Source organism: Paraburkholderia oxyphila NBRC 105797, assembly GCF_000685075.1.
Lineage (GTDB): Bacteria > Pseudomonadota > Gammaproteobacteria > Burkholderiales > Burkholderiaceae > Paraburkholderia > Paraburkholderia oxyphila.
Genome location: NZ_BAYD01000153.1, coordinates 1 through 18,875, shown reverse-complemented (window position 1 = coordinate 18,875; position 18,875 = coordinate 1). Strand labels below are relative to the sequence as shown.

Below are 18,875 nucleotides of genomic sequence, written 5' to 3'. Positions count from 1 at the left end.
ATCGCGCACGTCCTGCAGCGTGTGCGCGAGATTCATCACGCCGCGCTGGCTGAACATCACGTTGTAGTTGAGGTCCTGCGAGAGCCCTTCCCAGAGCTTCATCGCCTTCTCGTAGAGTGCCGCCGACTCGTCCCACAGATAGTTCGAGCGCACGATGGTGGTGTTGCGCGCCGTGTTGCCGCCGCCGATCCAGCCCTTTTCCAGAATCGCGACGTTCTTCACGCCGTGCTCCTTCGCGAGGTAGTAGGCGGTTGCGAGACCATGCCCGCCGCCGCCGACGATCACCACGTCGTACTCCTTCTTCGGCTCAGGGCTCCTCCACTGTCGCTCCCAGTTCTCGTGATACGACAACCCGTTGCGGAACAGACTGAATATCGAATAGCGGCTCATGACTTTCTCCCTCAGCATTCGATCACGTTGACCGCAAGGCCCCCGCGCGAAGTTTCCTTGTATTTCGTTTTCATGTCGGCGCCGGTCTCGCGCATCGTCTTGATGACCTTGTCGAGCGAGACGTAATGCTTGCCATTGCCCCTGAGCGCCATGCGCGCCGCATTGACGGATTTGACTGCGCCCATCGCGTTGCGCTCGATGCAGGGAATCTGCACGAGGCCACCCACCGGGTCGCAGGTCATGCCCAGGTTGTGCTCCATGCCGATCTCGGCGGCGTTCTCCACCTGCTCAGGGGTCCCGCCCAGTACGGCCGCAAGCGCGCCCGCCGCCATCGAACAGGCCACGCCCACCTCGCCCTGGCAGCCCACCTCCGCGCCGGAAATGGACGCGTTCTCCTTGTAGAGCAGACCGATCGCAGCGGCCGTCAGCAGGAACGTCACCGCGCCGTCATCATTCGATCCCGGCACGAACTTGGTGTAGTACTGGAGAACGGCCGGGATGATGCCCGCCGCACCGTTGGTCGGCGCGGTGACGATGCGCCCGCCCGCCGCGTTTTCCTCATTGACGGCCATCGCGTACAGATTGATCCAGTCGATCATCGAAAGCGGATCGCGCAGGCACTCTTCCGATTGGGCCTTCAACTGCTGGAAGACCGCGGATGCGCGCCGCCGGACCTTCAGCGGACCGGGCAGCGTGCCTTCGGTCGCGCAGCCGCGTGCAATGGATGCCGCCATCACGTCGCGAATCGTCAGGAGACCAGAGCGCACCGCTTCGGGCGTGCGCCACGTGGCCTCGTTCGCCAGCATCACGTCGGCAATCGACAGACCGCTCTCGCCACACAGCCGTAGGAGATCCACACCGGTCCTGAACGGCCACGGCACCTCATCCGCAGCCGGCAAACCGTTCAGGCGATCTCCCGCGTCGTTGACCACGAATCCGCCACCCACCGAGTAATAGACCTGCGCATCCAGCACGGCGCCCTTCGCATCGAGCGCCGTGAAACGCATGCCATTGGGATGCAGGGGCAAAGTCTCGCGCCGCAGAAACGCCAACTGCGTCCGCTCGTCAAACGAGATCCGGCGCAAGCCCGCCAGTTCGAGTTCCTTTGCAGCGCGTATGGCCGCGAGCCGCTGCTCCGCATAGTCGGGGTCGATCATGTCGGGCAGTTTCCCCTCGAGACCGAGCAGCACCGCCTTGTCGGTGCCGTGGCCCTTGCCGGTCGCGCCAAGCGAGCCGTACAGCTCGACCCGGATCGAGTCTGCGCGCTCCAGCAGCCCACGCTCGCGCAGACGCTGCGCAAACCTGCACCCCGCAATCATGGGCCCCACGGTATGCGAACTGGAGGGGCCAATCCCGATCTTGAACAGATCGAACGTGCTCACGTTCATGGCGTCCTCACAGATCGCGGTAAACCGTGTGGCGTGCGCACAGCTGCGCCACTTCATCACGCACGCGGGCTTCCACCTGTGCGTCACCCAGATGGTCGAGCACGTCGCAGATCAGCCTTGCAGTCAAGGCTGCATCGTCTTCATCGAAACCGCGTGTGGTGATCGCGGGTGTACCGATGCGGATACCGCTGGTGACAAACGGCGACTGCGGGTCATTGGGCACGGCGTTCTTGTTCACCGTGATATGCGCGCGGCCGAGTGCGGCGTCCGCGTCTTTTCCGGTGATGCCTTTTGCCACGAGACTCACGAGGAACAGGTGGTCGTCGGTGCCGCCGGAAATGATTTCATAGCCGCGCGCATTGAATACCTCTACCATGGCGCGCGCGTTGGCGAGTGTGCTTTGCTGGTATGCGCTGAATTCCGGGCTCTGCGCCTCCCTGAAGGCGACCGCCTTGGCGGCAATCACATGCATCAATGGACCACCCTGCGTGCCCGGGAACACCATCGCATTGAGCTTCTTTTCAATCTCCTCATTGGAGCGTGCAAGAATCAGGCCGCCCCGCGGGCCGCGCAACGTCTTGTGCGTCGTGGTGGTCACGACGTCGGCAAACGGCACCGGGTTGGGATAAAGTCCTGCTGCGACGAGCCCCGCAACATGGGCCATGTCGACGAACAGCAAAGCACCCACCTTGTCAGCAATGCTCCGGAAGCGGCCGAAATCCAGTACGCGCGAGTATGCGGAGAAGCCGGCGACAATCATGCGTGGATGGTGCTCGAGCGCGAGCCGCTCGACTTCCTCGTAGTCAATAAGACCGGTCTTCGCGTCCACGCCGTATTGCACCGCGTTGAAGATCTTTCCGGAGAACGAAACCTTCGCGCCGTGTGTGAGATGCCCGCCATGCGCGAGACTCATGCCGAGAATCGTGTCGCCCGGAGAGAGCAAGGCGAGGTACACCGCCGCGTTGGCCTGCGAGCCGCTATGCGGCTGCACGTTTGCGAAGTCGGCCCCGAACAGCGCTTTGGCGCGCGAAATCGCCAGTTGCTCGACCACATCGACGTGTTCGCAGCCACCGTAATAGCGCTTGCCCGGGTAGCCTTCCGCGTATTTGTTGGTGAGTACCGAGCCCTGCGCCTCGAGCACGCGCGGGCTCGCATAGTTCTCTGAAGCAATCAGTTCGATATGCGCTTCCTGACGCGCGCGCTCGAGGCGCATTGCCTCGGCGAGATCCGGATCGAATCCGGCAATCGTTTGTTCCCTGGAAAACACAGTTGCGTCTCCTGCCACAGCGAAAAAGGACCCGCGGCACACGCCGCGGGGCAGCGATACCCGGATCAGGCCTTGATGATGTTGTGCTCGGGACCGTACGGGAATGCGGTGATGTTGGTGGCGCCCTGTTCACCGACCACGAGGATGTCGTGCTCGCGATAGCCACCGGCGCCCGGCAGACCCACAGGGAGCATGATCATCGGCTCCATCGAAACCACCATGTTCGGCTCCAGCACGGTGTCGATGTCTTCACGCAGTTCGAGCCCTGCCTCGCGGCCGTAGTAGTGGGACAGCACGCCGAACGAGTGGCCATAGCCGAATGTCCGGTTCTGCAGCAGTCCGTATTCCGCATAGATCTTGTTGAGCTCGAGCGCGATATCGCCGCAACGGACGCCCGGCTTGATTAGCTTCAGGCCGGCTTCGTGCACTTCGACATTGATCTTCCAGAGGCGCAGGTGCTCATCGGCGCAATGGTCGAAGAACATCGTGCGTTCCAGCGCGGTGTAGTAGCCAGCGATCATCGAGAAGCAGTTCAGGCTCAGAATGTCGCCCTTTTGTACCTTCCGCGTCGTGACCGGGTTGTGCGCGCCATCGGTATTGATGCCGGACTGGAACCACGTCCATGTGTCCATCAGCTCCGAGTCAGGAAAACGACGCGCGATTTCGCGCACCATCGCCTGCGTGGAGGCGAGCGCGACCTCATGCTCGGGCACGCCCTCGTGCACGGCCGCCGCGAGCGCCGCGCCACCGATATCGCACACATTTGCGCCATGCTTGATGAGCGCAATTTCCTCATCGGACTTGATCATCCGCATGCGCATCGTCTGCGCGCCGATGTCGACGAACTCGACCGACGGCAGCGCCGCTTTCAGCTTCGACAACACTTCGACGGGCACGTGATCGAACTCGATGCCCACACGGCCCCGGTTGTCGATCTCGCCCTGCACGGCGCGGAAGAAGTTATCGCGCTGCCAGTCCGTGTAGACCACGTTGTAGTCGCCGACCGTGCGGCGCCACGGCTGGCCGCCATCAATATTGGCCGAGATGGAGACGACCTTGGCCGGCGTGACCACGAGACCGTACTTTCTGCCGAACGAGCAGTAGAGAAAGTCCGAGTAGTAGTTGATGTTGTGATATGACGTGAACAGCACCGCGTCGATGTTCTCGCGCGCCATCAGCTCACGCAGCTTGCGCTGGCGCGTGGCGTACTCCGCATCGGAAAAGGTGTGCTTCACCTTCTCGCCATTCTCGATTCGAATCAGGCTCTCCATCTTCATGTGCTCGCTCCTCGGTAATAAAAGCGTGGTGGGTGTGAGCAGATGGTAGAAGTTCGGGAATTTGGAGAATTTCCAAAATGGCCAATGCAATTCCTGAATTGGCCATTTCGGGTTAACCATGAAGCGCGTCGCCATTTGTCCGCACGTACGTGCATGCGCCCACGCGGCACACGCGCTGCGGGTCACTCGACTCACGCGGGAGAGGTGCCGGGCGGGTGTTGCGGGCGCCCGGCCAAAAGAGGCTACAGCGGGCTACAGCGCGTTCTGGTAGCGACGGCGGTCGGCGATCGGCGAGATCTGGAATTGCGCCTTGTAGCGCGTGGAGAAGTGAGTCGTGGAGGTGAAACCCGTGCGCGCGCACACTTCCTCGAGCGAGGTTGCCGTGCGATACAGAAGCTGCCTCGCACGCAGGAGACGAATCTCGAGGTAGGCCTCGGCCGGCGACTTGCCGAGGCGCTCCTGGAACCATCGCTGAAGCTGCCGTTGCGACACGCCCAGGTGGGACGCAATCTCCGGCACGGCAAGCGGCTCCTCGACATTGCTTTCCATGAGCTGCAACGCCTCGTCCAACTTTACGTGCTCCGCACCGATATATTGGCGCAATGAAGTCTGCTGACGATATTCGCGGCTGCGCGGCTCCGCAACAAGCAATTCAAGCACACGTGCCGCCAGCGCCTGGCTGCCGGGCGGGCTCGCCAGCAGATGGACCATCAGATCGAGGGGCGCTACTCCACCGCTGCAGGTATAGCGATCCCGATCGATTTCGAACAGCCGCGTGGAGACGGTCAGCTTTGGAAACTGCTCCATCAACACGTCCTGGTCTTCCCAATGAATCGTGCAGCGATATCCGTTCAGCAATCCTGCACGCGCCAGAAAGTAGCTGCCGGTGTCGAGCCCGCCGAGTGCCGCGCCCTTTCCCGCCTGCCTGCGCAGCCAGTCGACGACTGCCCCAATGCCCTTTCGTGGAATGGGATTCGGCCCGACGACGAACACCACGTCAAAAGGCACGCTGTCCGCCATTGAGACGTCAGGGACCACGCGGATACCGTCGCTCGATGGAACGAATCCGGTTCCCGGACCGATCAGGCTGTAGTCGTACACACGTCGCCCGAGGATCATGTTGGCAATCCGAAGCGGGTCGATGGCGGATCCAAGCGCAATCAGGGAAAAATTCTCGAGCAACAGGAAGCCGTAGCGCATGACACGCAGATCGTGCATGCCATCACGTATGTTCGACGGCGGCGACTGCCTGATTGGTGGCGTTGACATCGGGAGATCAGTTTGACAGGGAAAAGTGGCAGGTTGGGTTGCAGCATATTAACGCTGGCCCGTACAGCAGGGCAATTTGCTCTGGGAATACGGATGACAGGTGCCTCTGCTGTCTTTGGGATCCGCTATCCAATCTTGGGAGAACCTGCGCGGCACACCGCTACGGCATGTGCGCCACCCCACCACGTGTTCGTCTCTACTGGCTATCTGCGGCGTGTTCGGTGCGCATGCCGGCCGCCGCAGCGCCCCCACCTGGCCCGCTTCTCGCGTCGATACCGGCTTCTGGAGGATGTCGGCAGGCCTTGCCGGCTTCCATCCAGCGCCAGCTTCCCCTCGAAAGGGAAACGCAACAGCGCCAGTAGGATAAGTTTTCTTATCTCGCCGCGGCGGCCAAATCTATGCAACTCCCGTCGTAACGTGCCTGCCATTGCGATTGGCTGTACATCAACTTCGGATTGCTTCTCAATTTCTGCGTACCCTATCACTACCGCGTGACAGGCTTAATGCTTAACATGGCTTTGTGGTACTCCCTGGAACGCTTTGAATGGTGGACCGGGTCGGGTTCCCATTGTGGCCGCTGAGGCCCGTACCGCAAGGGATTGCTCGATGCGACAATATCCGGTTACCCCCAGATCTACCCCCACGCAACGGCGGAACAGAATAGAGCACGAGGCTGGGACAATTGCCGCCCCATCCCGCCTCTCGCAAGCTTGATGATTGTATCCCGCTGTCTCAGTTTCGCAACGAAAACTGCTGCGTCACCGTTGCCAACTGTCCCACACGCCCAGCCCACCAACGCGAAGATGACCACGGCGCTGCTCGACCGCCTCACGCATCATTGCCACATCGTCGAGACCGGCAATGAATCGTGGCGCCTCAAGGAGAGCTCAGCCAAGGTTCGGACAACCAGGAAGAAGACGACAAAGGACTGCGCCTGCAGGCAAGCGGTGAACAAGGTGCACCCGCACGCACGATCCAGCGCAGCGCATTGAACGTTGTGCGAGTCGGTCCTCAATTGCGCGACGCAGTTCTTCAAACGCAAACCGCTGCCACGCACTGTCGAAGCTATATGCGCTCAGCCAGCGTCGGTGCGCAGGCCCCCGTCGGCAGAGCAGGTGTAGCGTACGCCGTGCGACAGCAGAAAGGCTTTTACCCGTTGCCGTGCACGCTTGAGGTCGTCTTTGGAAATCACCCATGCGCGTGCCAGATCCCGGAGTGGTTCATCGTCGACGCTGGGCACGTACACGGCCGACAGGTCGCCGGCACGCAGCGATCGGACGAGCTTGACGGCATCACGTCGGTCGGTCTTGATGTGCCCACCTGGCTTGCGGGGAATCAGCGACGGCGCAAGCACCATGCACTGGATTCCTTTCTGGACAAGCTGCCGGTAAAGCCCATATCCGCACGGACCGGCCTCATAGACAACGCTGATACATCGCGCTTTAGATTGCAGTCGCCTGGAAAACCCGCGATTGATTCCCCTGCGGCGGGCCAGCCTCTGTCTCACAGGAAGCCACACTGCCTACCAGGTTTGGCCGGGAAGTGCCTAACACGCTAGCCGATTACGTCGGTTTTCCCGAAACCGACTCCGGCGAACCGGCGCTCGCCGCCACGCGGCGCCACGGAAGCCGGTCCGGCTCGTAGGCCCCGATTCGCGCGCCGACGGCCTTGCGGGCGTCCGCCACGGTTTTGCGGCCCACGCCCGGCAGGGCGTCCATCGTCTTGTCGTACGCTGCGGAAATGCCAAACGACTCGACGACGATCCGATCCCAGCAATAAAACCCCGCGATGAACGGTACGACGCGGTTGTAATCGCTCATCAGCTCGTGCGCCTCGGGCCGGATTGCCGTGCGCAGTAGCGGCTCGAGCGCCGAATCGGGATCGGAGTCTTCGCTGAAAATCGGATCGAGGAGGTCGCCTGCCTCCAATTTCTCCATCATCCGTCGCGCGCGCAGACCCGCGCGCGCGGCCTTCAGTTCCAACTCGATCGCGGTTGCGGACGGCACTGGCTCGAACGCGTCGAACACGAGCACGATCCGGTTTTCGAGCGCGTGCCCGTCGATCGCGATGTCTTGCAGGTCCGACGCGTACACGTCGAATTTTTTCGGTACGACGCGCGCTGGGCGGCGCAACGGATTCGGGTAGGTATGAAGCGTCGGAGGGGGTGGCGTGGTGCGCTCGGCCTGATCGACGCCACTGTCGGGGGGAGGCTGCCGCATGGTCTCCGCTTCGCGTTCGCCCATACTCGAAAAACGCCCCTGCGCGCCGAGCGCCTTGCGACCGTCGTCGGACCGGATATAGGTCCACCAGGCGTAGAGCGCGTCGAGCGGGTTCTCGATCGAAAAGTCGGCGAGGCGAAAGCCGCGATAGTCGACCATCTCGTCGAGCAAACGCTGCACGTCGCCACCGAATTGCTCCGCCGCGCGGCGGACGAAGTCCTCGTCGCAGGGCGTGCAGCCCAGTTCGTCGATGCGCCAGTCGAACTGCACGAGATCGAAAACGAGATCAACGCCGTCTTCGGCCGTCATGCCCTGCAGTTGCGCTTCTTTCTCGCGCCACAACTGCTGTAGCGCCCGCCGCAGATCCACGAGCCGCGCCCAGCAGGCGGGCTGACGCACGCGTGCTTTGCGCTTCGCGATTTCGATCCAGAAAATCCGCTCCAGCGTCTCCTTCTCATAGAGCTCGGACAGCGTGTAGTCGATTTTCACCAAGTGTCAACCCCGGACTGGTTTTACCCTGTTCGTCGTGGCCTTCAGCGTGCTGGCCCGATAACGTGAGCGTGTTGTTCGCAACGATAGCAGCTTCACCCAACCACGTATCTACCGAGGACCACGACGATGGACTATTTTGCGCCGCCGACCATCAAGGACGTCATTGCCGCGCTCGCCCCCCTGAAAGATATCGTCCGCCCGCCGGGGGACAACGAGGGCGATCCCCTGAACAGCCCGCACGTGTATCGCCATCTCGCGCGGGAAGCGCGCGAGCGCGTCGATCACGCCGTGCAGGTGGCGAGGGAGTACACGCGCCAGCCCGGCGATTTCGGCGACGCGCCCAACCGCCGCTCGCTCACCACGCTAACCAAGAATGGCTTTCCGGCTCATCTGGGTCCCGACCAATACGATCCGTACCGTCTCGTCGGTAGCGTGCAGGCCGGCGAATGGGAACTCGACCTGAGCGACCCGGCCCTGAACGAAGACGACGAGGCATGACGCGCATCCCGCAAGCACCGCCACCGATCGTCGAGCTCGGCTTCGCGGCGGGCGCAGATGCGCCGGAAGCGCCCGACAAGACCGAAATGTCGAAGTTCAAGGAAGCGTACGCGCTGGGATTCGTCGTGGGTTTCAGCACGGCCGAGTCGGTTCGGCGCATGAACCGAATGGCGGCGGCCGCGACGGCGGGCACGCTCGCGGCGCGCTACGGCCTGCCGGTCGACGACGTGCTGCGCGTCCTGGCGCTGCCCCCGGAATTCGGCGTAGCGCTGCGCGCGGCCTGCGACGCGGAAAACCGTGCGCATGCGCCGAAGTGAGGCCGCCGAGTTGGGCCTTCAAATGCAAAACAGCCAGGCGATTTACGGCCTGGCTGTTTACATGGCGCGGGGCCAACGACGGGCAGGAAGAATTGGTCGGCCGTGACGGTATCAAAATGGATCGTCTGCGGAGAAAGATGCTATACATCGCACATGCCGTCGGCGACGCAGCGCTGCCGACGGACGACAGTGAACCAAAATAGTCGATACACCCTTGTTTTTGCGTGGGAAATCACGGAATCGACGGACCTCTGCAGACTGCGGCAGAGGCCTTAAATTACTCCCACTCGATTGTCAATCCCAAGGCGGGAGCCCAGTCGGGACAGCTTTCCGCCTGGTCACGCTCGATCGATACCGTCAGCGATACCGGAAATTCCTAGCAGCAGTTGACAGCTTTGAGGAGACTGTATCGGAGAATCGACCCGTGCTTCCATTGAAAGATCGCAGACACGAAGCATTCGAGGACGGCTTCTCTCGAAATACCGTCGTCGATACCGTCAGGCACGTTCCAGCACGGTCCCGGCAGAGCCTGCAGAAGCTATGCTACGCCTCCGAAGTGGGAAAGCTTCTCCGCGACAAAGCAAACGCTCTCGAAGCGCTACAGCCGCCGTAATCAAAAATGATAGTGGCAAATTCTTGCACCGCCACGCTCAACTCCACGATTCCGGGCCGCGCCTCGCCGATGTCGATCTCATACTTGGCCGGCTGCTATTTCGACGTCTACAACTCTTTTGCGCGGGCCCACCCGGCCTCAGCACTAAGCGGTCAGAAAACGACCTTGGACCCGACTCCGCGAACGGCACGTCGCTCATCCAGCGGTTCTTATTGACCCAGCGAGACCCGCCTTCTCCACCGTCAAGGCCGATCGTCAGCGATTTCTTCCGCCCGTAGCCTCGGCTAGGCGCAATGTCAGATATTTTTACTAATAAGTTGACATTGTCAGATTTATGTCGTACATTACTGACATGGGAGGGCGCTATGTCTGACGGACCATTCAGAAATGTCGCATTAACTAGTCGTTGGAAGGTATACGGCCAAAAGCTGATTAGCGACGCCACGAGCGCTGAAGAGCGCATGGTGCAGGCTTGCCACAGCATGGTTCGCGACGTCGACATGAAGACCTTCCATCCCCTTTTCGGCGAACTCAGAGCACATGCCCAGCGTCCCCAAATGGATCTGGATCCTGCGGCAGCGATCGAGACGATCTTTGATCGCCACCCCAGATCGTTTCTGTCCGAGTCTCTGAACAGGCATTTGATCGCCAATCTCAGGGATCAGATTTCGCCGGAGCAAGCACTTGATCAGGCGTTGGGGAACACGGCAAGAGAATGGATCGGCACCACCAAGAATCGGCTCGACGAACACTGCATTCGCGCCCGCGATCTTGGAGACATGAAGCGCGAGGATTATCGGAAGGGCCTTGAGCGAAACCACGAAACCTTTTCTGCCATCAAGCCTGATGAGCTCTGCGCTGCTTTGGCCTCCGGTAACAAGCGCGCATTTGGCGAAGCGCTCCATAAGAAAAGCGGCGTAGATGAGGGCCCTGAAGAATGAGCACTAGCATCAAAAAGCCGGCTAGATCGGAAAAGCGTCTGGTTGTCCTCGAGAATGGGCAGAAGCGCGGTCGTGCCGTCCCGAAGGATGCCGAAATCGCGGAAATCGGCCAGCATATCCGCTTTGATCCGTCAGCTCTCGATAGCTTCGACGTCGAGGGGTGCAAGCCAATTCACTACGATATGCTGGTTCTCTGTGCCGCCGTCGAGTTCGCTGATCGTCGCTGGAAGCGGCCGCTGAGTTGGCGGCGCGTCTTACATGTGACTCTTCCCGTCGCCGCCCCCAGGAGTTGGCAGCAGCCGGAGGTTCTGAACAGCCTCCAGGGCGTCTTGAACCATCTGACCGGCGACACGTGGCAATTCACCTTTGTGAAAACCAAGGCGCCCTCGCCTATCGGCTCGCGACAGATCCCTTTGGACTTTGGTAAGACCAAGACCTTTGCTGTTGCCTACAGCAATGGTTTGGACTCGCGCGCAGTATCGGCTTTGAGCGGCGCAAGGGACGAAGCCCTTTGTATCCGGGTCGCTGGAAATTACCAGCGCCCCAAGGACGGCGATAGCTACTTCACCCAGATTCCCTTCGAGACCAAGGAATACCGTGGCAGCGAGAGTAGCTTCCGCTCACGCGGATTTCAATTCGCAGCGGTAACAGCGATTGCCGCGCAGCTCTCAAACGTGACTCGGATTGTCGTTCCAGAGAGCGGACAGGGAGCGCTTGGACCGGTGCTGCTTCCGCTGTACAACGTTTACCCTGACTATCGCAACCATCCGACGTTCTTTCGAAAGATGGAGCAGTTCATCAGGGCGTTGCAAAACTACCAGCTCAGCTTTGAGCAACCGCGCCTTTGGTTCACGAAAGGCCAAACACTAAGCGCATTCTTGCACATACCTGGAAAGTCTAAAGAGCATCTCACGAATACCCGATCCTGCTGGCAAACACGCCGCGTAGTTAATGTAGGTGAGAGGAAGCAGTGCGGCCTGTGCGCTGCCTGCCTGCTGAGGCGCTTGAGTCTGCATGCCGCCGGAGTCACAGAGACGCGTGACACCTATATTGTGTTCGATCTCGCCGCCTCCGATGTAGAAGATGCTTTGTCGGTCATCCCTCAGAAGGCCGATAGAGACATCATGATCGAATATGGAAGCGTCGGTGTGCGCCATCTGCAGCATCTTGCGGACATGGCCGCTCGACCCGACGACGGTCTTCGCGCGTACGCTTCGCAAATCGCGATCGCGACCGGCGAAACCTATGAGGAAACTTTGAAAAAGCTGAAGTTGATGTTGGCATCACATGCCAAAGAATGGCGAGCATTTCTGTCCGCTCAAGGGCAACAAAGCTTCCTGAACAACTGGATGGATGGAGGACGCTATGGCTGATCTAAATGATCTGACCTCGCAGGAAATTGGACGCCGCCTGCGAGTAGCACGAGAGAACGCAGCCATTCGGCAAGAGGATGCAGCCCAAATCATCGGGGTTTCCCGCCCAACTCTCGTATCCATCGAGAAGGGCGTACGCCGCGTGCGTATTCAGGAAATCCAGTTGCTCGGTCGCCACTACGGCGTATCAGTGAACGCCCTGCTCCGCCGGGAAGCCGTCCACGTCGACTTATTGCCTCGCTTTCGAAAATTGCGTGAGACAGAGGACGCGCAAACCGCTGAAGCCATTCGGCTATTCAACGACTTGATTAAGGCGGATGTAGAAATGGAGAACATACTCGGCATCCAGCGCCGACGAAATTACCCACCGGAGCGCGGCCTCAACGAGGGCGACGTCACGGCACTAGCCGAAAATCATGCAAAGGAATTGCGCGACTGGCTTGGTCTTGGCCCCGGACCGATCGCCGACATTTTTTCGGTAATCGAGCTGGATCTCGGCATACGCTTGTATCAGCGTCGCCTTGCTTCGAACTCAAAGGTTGCCGGTCTCTTTAGCTACGATGAAAACATTGGAGCGTGCATTCTTCTCAACGCTAGCCATCCACTACCCCGCCGCATCCAGTCCGCGGCGCATGAGCTCGGTCACTTCTACGGCACGCGTCAGGCTCCGGAGGTACTCGAAGAAGATGAGAAATTCCTGTCACGCGACGAACGCTACGCGAATGCTTTTGGTCGTGCCTTCCTGACGCCGGCCGAGAGCTTCTCGGAAAGCTTCGGCCAATTGAAGCAAATTACCGGCAAGACGACCCGGCGTCTAATAATTCTCCTGGCCCAACAGTACAACATATCGCGGCAAGCGTGCTGCCTCCGGCTCGAGGAACTAGGACTTGCCAAGAAAGGTACCTGGCTCTGGTTCGAAAACAATGGTGGCATCACCGATGAACATGCCCGAGAGGTTCTCGGCGAAATGAATGAACGCCCAGATCCTGCGAAAAGCGATGCCGACCGCCCCATCTCTCACCGCCTGAGCCTGATGGCACATGCCGCCTGGAAGCGCGAGTTGATGTCGGAAGGACAATTGGCGGAGCTACTGAAGTTAGGCCGAGTAGAGGTACGCGGCATTATCGATCAAATCGAGCTTGAGGAAAGGGATACGGATGAATTGCTCAAGCTCCCGGACTGATACCGTGAACCAATGGGTCCTCGACACCAGCGTATTGATTAACCTTCACGCGTGCAAATATGGTGAACGAATCCTCTCGGCCATTCCGAACGATATTCTCGTTCCAGAAATCGTCGCAGGAGAACTCGAACATGAGAGAAGCCGTAAAAATGGTGAGTACGGTTTTCTGCAGGCGCTTGTCGCAGATCAAATCGTTACGGTCGTCGGACTGAACGATGCCGAGTATCTTCTGTTTCACGAACTTACATCGACATCGCCGTCGCTGGACGATGGTGAGGCGGCGACGATTGCGATCGCCACCTCCAGACAACTTCGGCCGTTTATTGATGAACAAAAAGGGCGAACACGCGCCGGCATACTGCTGCCAGCGTTAGTGCCGCACTGGTCGCTAGACCTCCTTCGGCATCCGGTGGCCATCGCCACACTTGGTGTTCAACATGCTGTAGACGCGCTATATCACGCCCTACGCGACGGTCGCATGCGGATTCCTGCAGAAAGTGCGGATGACGTTATCGCACTCATAGGCGTAGAGCGGGCGCGCGACTGCACTTGCCTCCCTAGGTATCGCGAACGATTTTCTGGCAGTCAGAACCATAAAGATAGTGACGTCACCGCCTTGACAGAGCGCTAAAGATAGCGAATGCGCCAGCTCTTCACCCACATCGATCTGCCTTTGCAAGCACATACGGTGGGAAGGCCGATGTCGAGCTGGGCTAGCGGCAAGGTGATTATCTTCGCGCTCAGGCAGTTGAACGACCCCTCAGGACGTACGCCGCGCCCCCCCTTCTCGGAGTCTTTGCTGTTCCGTCCCTATGGTACGATGAACTTGTCTGGAGAATGAATCTTGTCCCCAATGTCGCTCGATGCACTCACTGAAACTTCCGAAACCAGTCCATCCGTTGAGCATCGTTCTCGTGGTGGGGCAATCGTCGTGCGACCGGTCTCCGGAAATGTCAGACCTAGTGAGGATCTCCGCGCGTTACAAGGGAGAGTCGTGGTTTGGTGGTTTGGCGGCGTAGTCCAGAACCGCCGCGATGAAAGCGTACCCAAAGTCGCAGTGTTCCTCCGCACGCTCGACAAGGACAATGTACCCCGAGCATGGCAAAAAATTAACGTGGCGTTGACCCACTTGGGTATTCTGCGCGTTGGGACGGTTTGGGAAAATGGAGTTCGCGTTGGCAACGCTGAACAAGAATATCTGCGTGCCGAGATCGAGTTTACTCCCGGACAATGGAGTTTTACCTCTCCTGATGAGTGCTCGCAAAAAGGTGAACAGAGTCCCCTCCCCAACTCAGACTACCCGCTCCGGTATCAACGCGACAGGAATTGGTTGATTAGCTTCCGATTGCCCAACGGCAGCAACCTTCTGGTCCCATGCATCGAGTTTTTGACCCGATGTTATGGCCGCTCCCAGGAAGTGCCTCGCATACTTACAACGTATCGTTGGGAAGAAGCTGCGAACCGCTTTTTTGCTCCGTTCGACCCGACAGTGGTCGAACCAGGGTACTGGCCGATCAGATTACGCAAGCGTCTGCACAACGGCGACACGGTATTCCTCGCCCATGCATTGCACGACGACTTCGCGCGCAACGCAGCAAAGAGCATCTTCACTCAGATCAACACCGCATTCAACCGCGGCGACTCGTACGCTTTCCCAAAAATCGGTCCCTGGTTCTCGGGCACGGCCACGATCAAAGTCCGTGGCCATTGGATAAACAATGGCCGCACGTTTTTAGCTCTTCGCGTCGACGGCTTGACAGAACCAAGCGGCATTCCAGTGCAGCGCGATAGGGAAAATTCGAACAAAGCGGAAAATGCGGCGACAGGCAGTGGTGTCGGGGAAGCGTGGAAAGGGGCTCCGGGCCGTCACATCGTTCGCCCCCCAGAGATCGTGGATCTCACTGATGCTAATGCCCCACAGTTCGGAGCCGCGTCGACCGACGTGATCGAAGACGACTTCGAAGTATTGGGAGAAAAGCGGATAGTTAAGGATTATCGTCGCTACCAAGCGCAAACATCCGCCGGGAAACGTAGCGATGGGGGCAATCCAGACTCGTTCTCAAGTGGAGAAGTCCGCGGTGCCGGGACTGACACCGGCCATGCCTCCATTCACGCGCATGTAGCAATGGAATCCGAAGGCACACTACGTGACATGTGGAATGCTCTCCGCAAACTACCAACGTCACATCACGATCAGGTTCGTAGCGTTGAATGGTACACGCACGAGAATGGCTTCAGAAGCAGCGAGCCACCACAACTCGTTGCGCTTACACCGTTTGATAAAGACGACAAAGACATTACAACAAAGACGCGCAACTGGCTTTTCTTCGATGTCGAAAATCGCCTTCCTCGCGGCATACTTGTAGTGCGCGTTGTTAGCCCCAAGAAGGTAATTTACATCGTTGAAATACAGAGGCGCCCTCGAATTTCGAAAGCAGATGATGGCACGGAAACTGATGCCGAAGAGAGTTTTCAAGGTCTGGTTTTCGAACTGCACGATGAACTTACGTTTCTTGACTGGCTAAATCAATTGCTATCGGAGATTAGACATGTCATCGGTATCGTCAAAAATCTGACAGCGCTATGCCCTGGTAATGCTTTTTCGTTCAGGCACGTACGGTCTGGCGACAAGTATCCGGGTCAAGCTGCAGTACGAAACGCTCTCGAGAAACTCGACATCAAAATCTCACAATAAAACGAGATCAAGTGCTGACTCTTCGTCCAGCAACGTCGTCTTTCCGGCATTCTGCGGTCCCACAATCCCGACGACTAATGGCTTGCCGCGGCCCGAGCCAAGATCAACGAGACCATCAGTGTGGCCACTGAAGATTCGACAATTCACACTCCGCACCGCGTTTTGATTTTACGTCACGAATGAGAATCCAATATGCATAAGCACGCTGCGTTGCAAACGGGGACTTCTGTAAGGCGCATGGCTGTGGATGCCCTGATTCGTTCACTGGCCGTGTCCCAAGACCGACCTTTGATGCTTTTCCTTGGCGCGGGCGCATCGATGAGCTCCGGGATGCCGTCCGCCGCCCAATGTATCTGGGAATGGAAGCGGGATATTTTTCTTTCGAATAATCCAGGTATCGAAGAGCAATTTAGCGAACTCTCCCTCCCCTCCGTCCGCGACAGAATTCAAACATGGCTGGACAGGCAACGGTGCTATCCGGTCGCCGGGCATCCTGACGAATATGGGGCCTACATTGAAGCCTGCTTCTCGCGCAGTGACGATCGTCGTCGCTATTTTGAAAGATGGGTCAAGCATTCCACACCTCACACCGGTTACAGGCTACTAGCCGAGCTCGCCTCGTCCGGTTTAATTCAAACCGTCTGGACGACAAATTTCGACGGACTCATCGCGCGCGCCGCGGTTGCCACGAATCTGACACCAATCGAGATCGGGATAGATTCCCAGCAACGGCTTTACCGCGCTCCCGGTAAAGGCGAGCTGGCTTGCGTCTCGATGCACGGCGATTACCGATATGATCGCCTCAAAAATTCGCCAGGAGAACTCGCCCAGATCGAAGTCCAGCTTCGTGACTCGCTCATTGAAGCCTTAAGAACGCACACCGTCGTTGTTGCTGGATACAGCGGTCGCGACGACAGTGTGATGCAGGCATTCCGCCAATACGCGGTATCAGGTCCCGCGCGAACGGATTTGCCGCTGTTCTGGACGCAATACGGCGAGGGCCCGCCTTTGGACACGGTCAGCGCCTTCCTCTCGACGAACGACGACGAGCCATCCCGCTTCCTCGTTCCGGGCGTTTCCTTCGACGATCTCATGCGGCGGTTGGCGCTCTACCTGTCAAAGGGGCCGGCCAGAGACCGCGCCAATAAAATCCTCGACGAGCATGCGACGACGCCCGTTAACCAGCTCACTGCTTTCGGGCTCCCGCCTCTTCCCCCGACCGGCCTCATCAAAAGCAACGCAATTCCGCTGACACCGCCACAGGAGCTTCTTGAGTTTGATTTGCATCAATGGCCGGCCTCCGGAACCGTGTGGGCCACGTTGAGGGAGCTTGGCGACAAACACAATTTTGTCGCCGCGCCGTTCCGATCGAAGATTTATGCGATCGCTATAGCCGATAATCTGCGCCTCGCCTTCGGCGAGAATCTGAAAGGGGAAATCAAACGGGTCCCCCTGAACGATGACGATCTGCGATACGAAGACGGCGTCATCAACCAGCTTGTCCGCCGTGCGACCGTCCTCGCCTTATCGGCCAAGGCAAATTGCCCGTCAGACGGCGAGTCGTTGATCTGGACATCCGAGAAGGTCGAGAATTTGCGCCTGGACAGGGTCGACTGGAAAGTTCACCAGGCCGTGCTGGTCCAGATACGCCCACTCGGAAGCGAGATGGCGCTCGTCCTGAAGCCCACCCTGTACGTTACCGACAAGAGTGGAGCGATCGCACCCAAGGATACGGAGCGGCTCGTCAAGCAGCGCGTGCTGGGCTATCAGCACAACAAGGAATTCAACGACGCAACCGAAGCGTGGCGACGTCGCCTCGTGCCTCAGCGCGATTTTCATGTCCGCTTCCCCGACCATGAAGACGGTATCGATCTGACTTTCTCTGGACGACCGCTGTTTGCGCGAATCACTGACGAGCGCGAGCGTACCGTTTCACTCAGTTCCGCTCAGGAGTTAGCCGCGCGGCAAGCCGGACTTCAACTCGCAGAACCGCGACTGAAATTCGCGCGCAAATCGGCAGCCGGACTGGCATTCGATACCCATCCCGTCCGAGGCCTGATCAACAACAGGCCGTTCGATTCCAGCCTCACCACCACAGGCATAGCTTCCTCCATCCGCGTCGGAATCATTGCGCCTGCCCAGGACGCCACACGAGTTCACCAGTACCTGTCCCAGCTTCACGTCGCGGCACAGCCAGGGAAGGACGCGGATTATCTCCCGCCGTTTCCAGGTTTCGCGTCCGCCTACCAGTGCCCGCTCGAGATCCCTGTGGTTGGTGAACAATCGTTTGTCCAGCTTGACGAGCCGGACAGCATGACACCCTCCTCAGCACGCGCTTTGGCCGGAGCAATCACGAGATCGATTGCCTCCTTGAGCGCGTCGCAGCGTCCCGACGTAACCATCATTTACGTCCCCGATCGCTGGGCTCCGTTGCGCAACTACATGATCGACGATGAAGAGTTCGATCTACACGATTTCGTCAAGGCGGCGGCGATTCCGAAAGGTTGCGCCACACAGTTTGTCGAAGAGGAAACCCTGCGTAACACGCAGCAGCAATGCCGCGTGCGCTGGTGGCTCTCGCTTGCCCTGTACGTGAAAAGCATGCGCACGCCGTGGACGTTGGGGGGACTCAGCGAGAACTCCGCCTATGTCGGTCTCGGCTTCAGCGTCAAACGTAAAACGACGCAGAATGCGGGCGCACACGTCGTGCTGGGCTGTAGCCACCTCTATAGCCCGAACGGCATCGGTCTGCAGTTCCGCCTGAGCAAGATCGAAGATCCAATCATGCGCAACAAGAATCCCTTCATGAGCTTCGACGACGCGAGACGGCTCGGTGAGGGAATCCGTGAACTGTTTTTCGCCGCTCACCTTCGACTTCCTGAGCGGGTGGTGATCCACAAACAGACCCCGTTCCTTCGCGAAGAACGCCTTGGGCTCCAAGCTGGACTTGAGG

General features: G+C 59.1%; 14 protein-coding genes and 2 pseudogenes. 9 read left to right on the top strand and 7 right to left on the bottom strand.

Annotation, left to right across the window (positions count from 1 at the left end; translation table 11 throughout):
• From BO1_RS44825 to BO1_RS44805, 5 genes are all read right to left on the bottom strand, one after another.
• Positions 1 to 390: FAD-dependent oxidoreductase (locus BO1_RS44825; protein WP_043288965.1), on the bottom strand; the 390-nt coding region annotated here is incomplete at its 3' end.
• Positions 391 to 401: 11 nt separating this feature from the next.
• Entirely contained in the window at positions 402 to 1,778 is a 1,377-nt protein-coding gene (locus BO1_RS44820; RefSeq protein ID WP_028223155.1) for an L-serine ammonia-lyase, read from the bottom strand.
• Between the two features lie 7 nt (positions 1,779 to 1,785).
• A complete protein-coding gene (gene glyA, locus BO1_RS44815; protein ID WP_028223154.1) occupies positions 1,786 to 3,045 on the bottom strand; it encodes a serine hydroxymethyltransferase in 1,260 nt (419 codons plus the stop codon).
• Positions 3,046 to 3,110: 65 nt separating this feature from the next.
• Complete coding sequence (locus tag BO1_RS44810) at positions 3,111 to 4,322, bottom strand: M24 family metallopeptidase (RefSeq protein WP_028223153.1); 1,212 nt, start codon at positions 4,320 to 4,322, stop codon at positions 3,111 to 3,113.
• Positions 4,323 to 4,574: 252 nt separating this feature from the next.
• Positions 4,575 to 5,540 carry a GlxA family transcriptional regulator gene (locus BO1_RS44805; RefSeq protein WP_156992764.1) on the bottom strand — a complete coding sequence of 322 codons (966 nt, stop codon included), beginning with the start codon at positions 5,538 to 5,540 and terminating at the stop codon, positions 4,575 to 4,577.
• A gap of 845 nt (positions 5,541 to 6,385) precedes the next feature.
• Here BO1_RS44805 and BO1_RS61620 point away from each other — a divergent pair.
• Positions 6,386 to 6,583 (top strand): annotated as a pseudogene (locus BO1_RS61620) (ATP-binding protein); the annotation flags it as partial.
• A 3-nt stretch (positions 6,584 to 6,586) separates the two neighbouring features.
• On the opposite strand, the pseudogene BO1_RS55435 reads toward BO1_RS61620, so the two are convergent.
• Positions 6,587 to 7,050, bottom strand: a pseudogene (locus BO1_RS55435) (IS110 family transposase); the annotation flags it as partial.
• A gap of 103 nt (positions 7,051 to 7,153) precedes the next feature.
• Complete coding sequence (locus tag BO1_RS44790) at positions 7,154 to 8,299, bottom strand: hypothetical protein (protein ID WP_156992763.1); 1,146 nt, start codon at positions 8,297 to 8,299, stop codon at positions 7,154 to 7,156.
• A gap of 129 nt (positions 8,300 to 8,428) precedes the next feature.
• On the opposite strand from BO1_RS44790, the gene BO1_RS44785 reads away from it, so the two are divergent.
• From BO1_RS44785 to BO1_RS44740, 8 genes are all read left to right on the top strand, one after another.
• Positions 8,429 to 8,800 (top strand): hypothetical protein, encoded by a 372-nt coding sequence (locus tag BO1_RS44785; RefSeq protein ID WP_028223148.1) that lies wholly within the window; start codon positions 8,429 to 8,431, stop codon positions 8,798 to 8,800.
• Positions 8,797 to 9,117: a DUF2623 family protein gene (locus tag BO1_RS44780; protein WP_028223147.1), complete on the top strand. Its 321-nt coding sequence runs from the start codon at positions 8,797 to 8,799 to the stop codon at positions 9,115 to 9,117. Before BO1_RS44785 ends, BO1_RS44780 begins: the two co-directional genes overlap by 4 nt.
• Positions 9,118 to 10,095: 978 nt before the next feature.
• The gene (locus tag BO1_RS44775) at positions 10,096 to 10,671 is read left to right on the top strand and encodes a hypothetical protein (protein WP_028223146.1); all 576 of its coding nucleotides are present in this window, start codon (positions 10,096 to 10,098) and stop codon (positions 10,669 to 10,671) included.
• Positions 10,668 to 12,044, top strand: a complete 1,377-nt coding sequence (locus BO1_RS44770; RefSeq protein WP_028223145.1) for a 7-cyano-7-deazaguanine synthase — start codon at positions 10,668 to 10,670, stop codon at positions 12,042 to 12,044. Before BO1_RS44775 ends, BO1_RS44770 begins: the two co-directional genes overlap by 4 nt.
• Positions 12,037 to 13,227: an XRE family transcriptional regulator gene (locus BO1_RS44765; RefSeq protein ID WP_028223144.1), complete on the top strand. Its 1,191-nt coding sequence runs from the start codon at positions 12,037 to 12,039 to the stop codon at positions 13,225 to 13,227. The genes BO1_RS44770 and BO1_RS44765 overlap by 8 nt, the downstream gene beginning before the upstream one ends.
• Positions 13,228 to 13,231: 4 nt before the next feature.
• A complete protein-coding gene (locus tag BO1_RS58565; RefSeq protein WP_084688770.1) occupies positions 13,232 to 13,858 on the top strand; it encodes a DNA-binding protein in 627 nt (208 codons plus the stop codon).
• Between the two features lie 213 nt (positions 13,859 to 14,071).
• Positions 14,072 to 15,922, top strand: a complete 1,851-nt coding sequence (locus BO1_RS59935; protein WP_156992762.1) for a hypothetical protein — start codon at positions 14,072 to 14,074, stop codon at positions 15,920 to 15,922.
• 237 nt (positions 15,923 to 16,159) lie between these two features.
• The coding region (locus BO1_RS44740; protein WP_245644079.1) for an SIR2 family protein at positions 16,160 to 18,875 on the top strand (2,716 nt) is incomplete at its 3' end.

What these genes read in the sequence shown, in the direction of transcription:
- BO1_RS44820 (WP_028223155.1), bottom strand. Translation starts at nt 1,778, where the DNA reads ATGAACGTGAGCACGTTCGATCTGTTCAAGATCGGGATTGGCCCCTCC.
- BO1_RS44810 (WP_028223153.1), bottom strand. Translation starts at nt 4,322, where the DNA reads ATGAAGATGGAGAGCCTGATTCGAATCGAGAATGGCGAGAAGGTGAAG.
- BO1_RS44805 (WP_156992764.1), bottom strand. Translation starts at nt 5,540, where the DNA reads ATGCACGATCTGCGTGTCATGCGCTACGGCTTCCTGTTGCTCGAGAAT.
- BO1_RS44785 (WP_028223148.1), top strand. Translation starts at nt 8,429, where the DNA reads ATGGACTATTTTGCGCCGCCGACCATCAAGGACGTCATTGCCGCGCTC.
- BO1_RS44780 (WP_028223147.1), top strand. Translation starts at nt 8,797, where the DNA reads ATGACGCGCATCCCGCAAGCACCGCCACCGATCGTCGAGCTCGGCTTC.
- BO1_RS44775 (WP_028223146.1), top strand. Translation starts at nt 10,096, where the DNA reads ATGTCTGACGGACCATTCAGAAATGTCGCATTAACTAGTCGTTGGAAG.
- BO1_RS44770 (WP_028223145.1), top strand. Translation starts at nt 10,668, where the DNA reads ATGAGCACTAGCATCAAAAAGCCGGCTAGATCGGAAAAGCGTCTGGTT.
- BO1_RS44765 (WP_028223144.1), top strand. Translation starts at nt 12,037, where the DNA reads ATGGCTGATCTAAATGATCTGACCTCGCAGGAAATTGGACGCCGCCTG.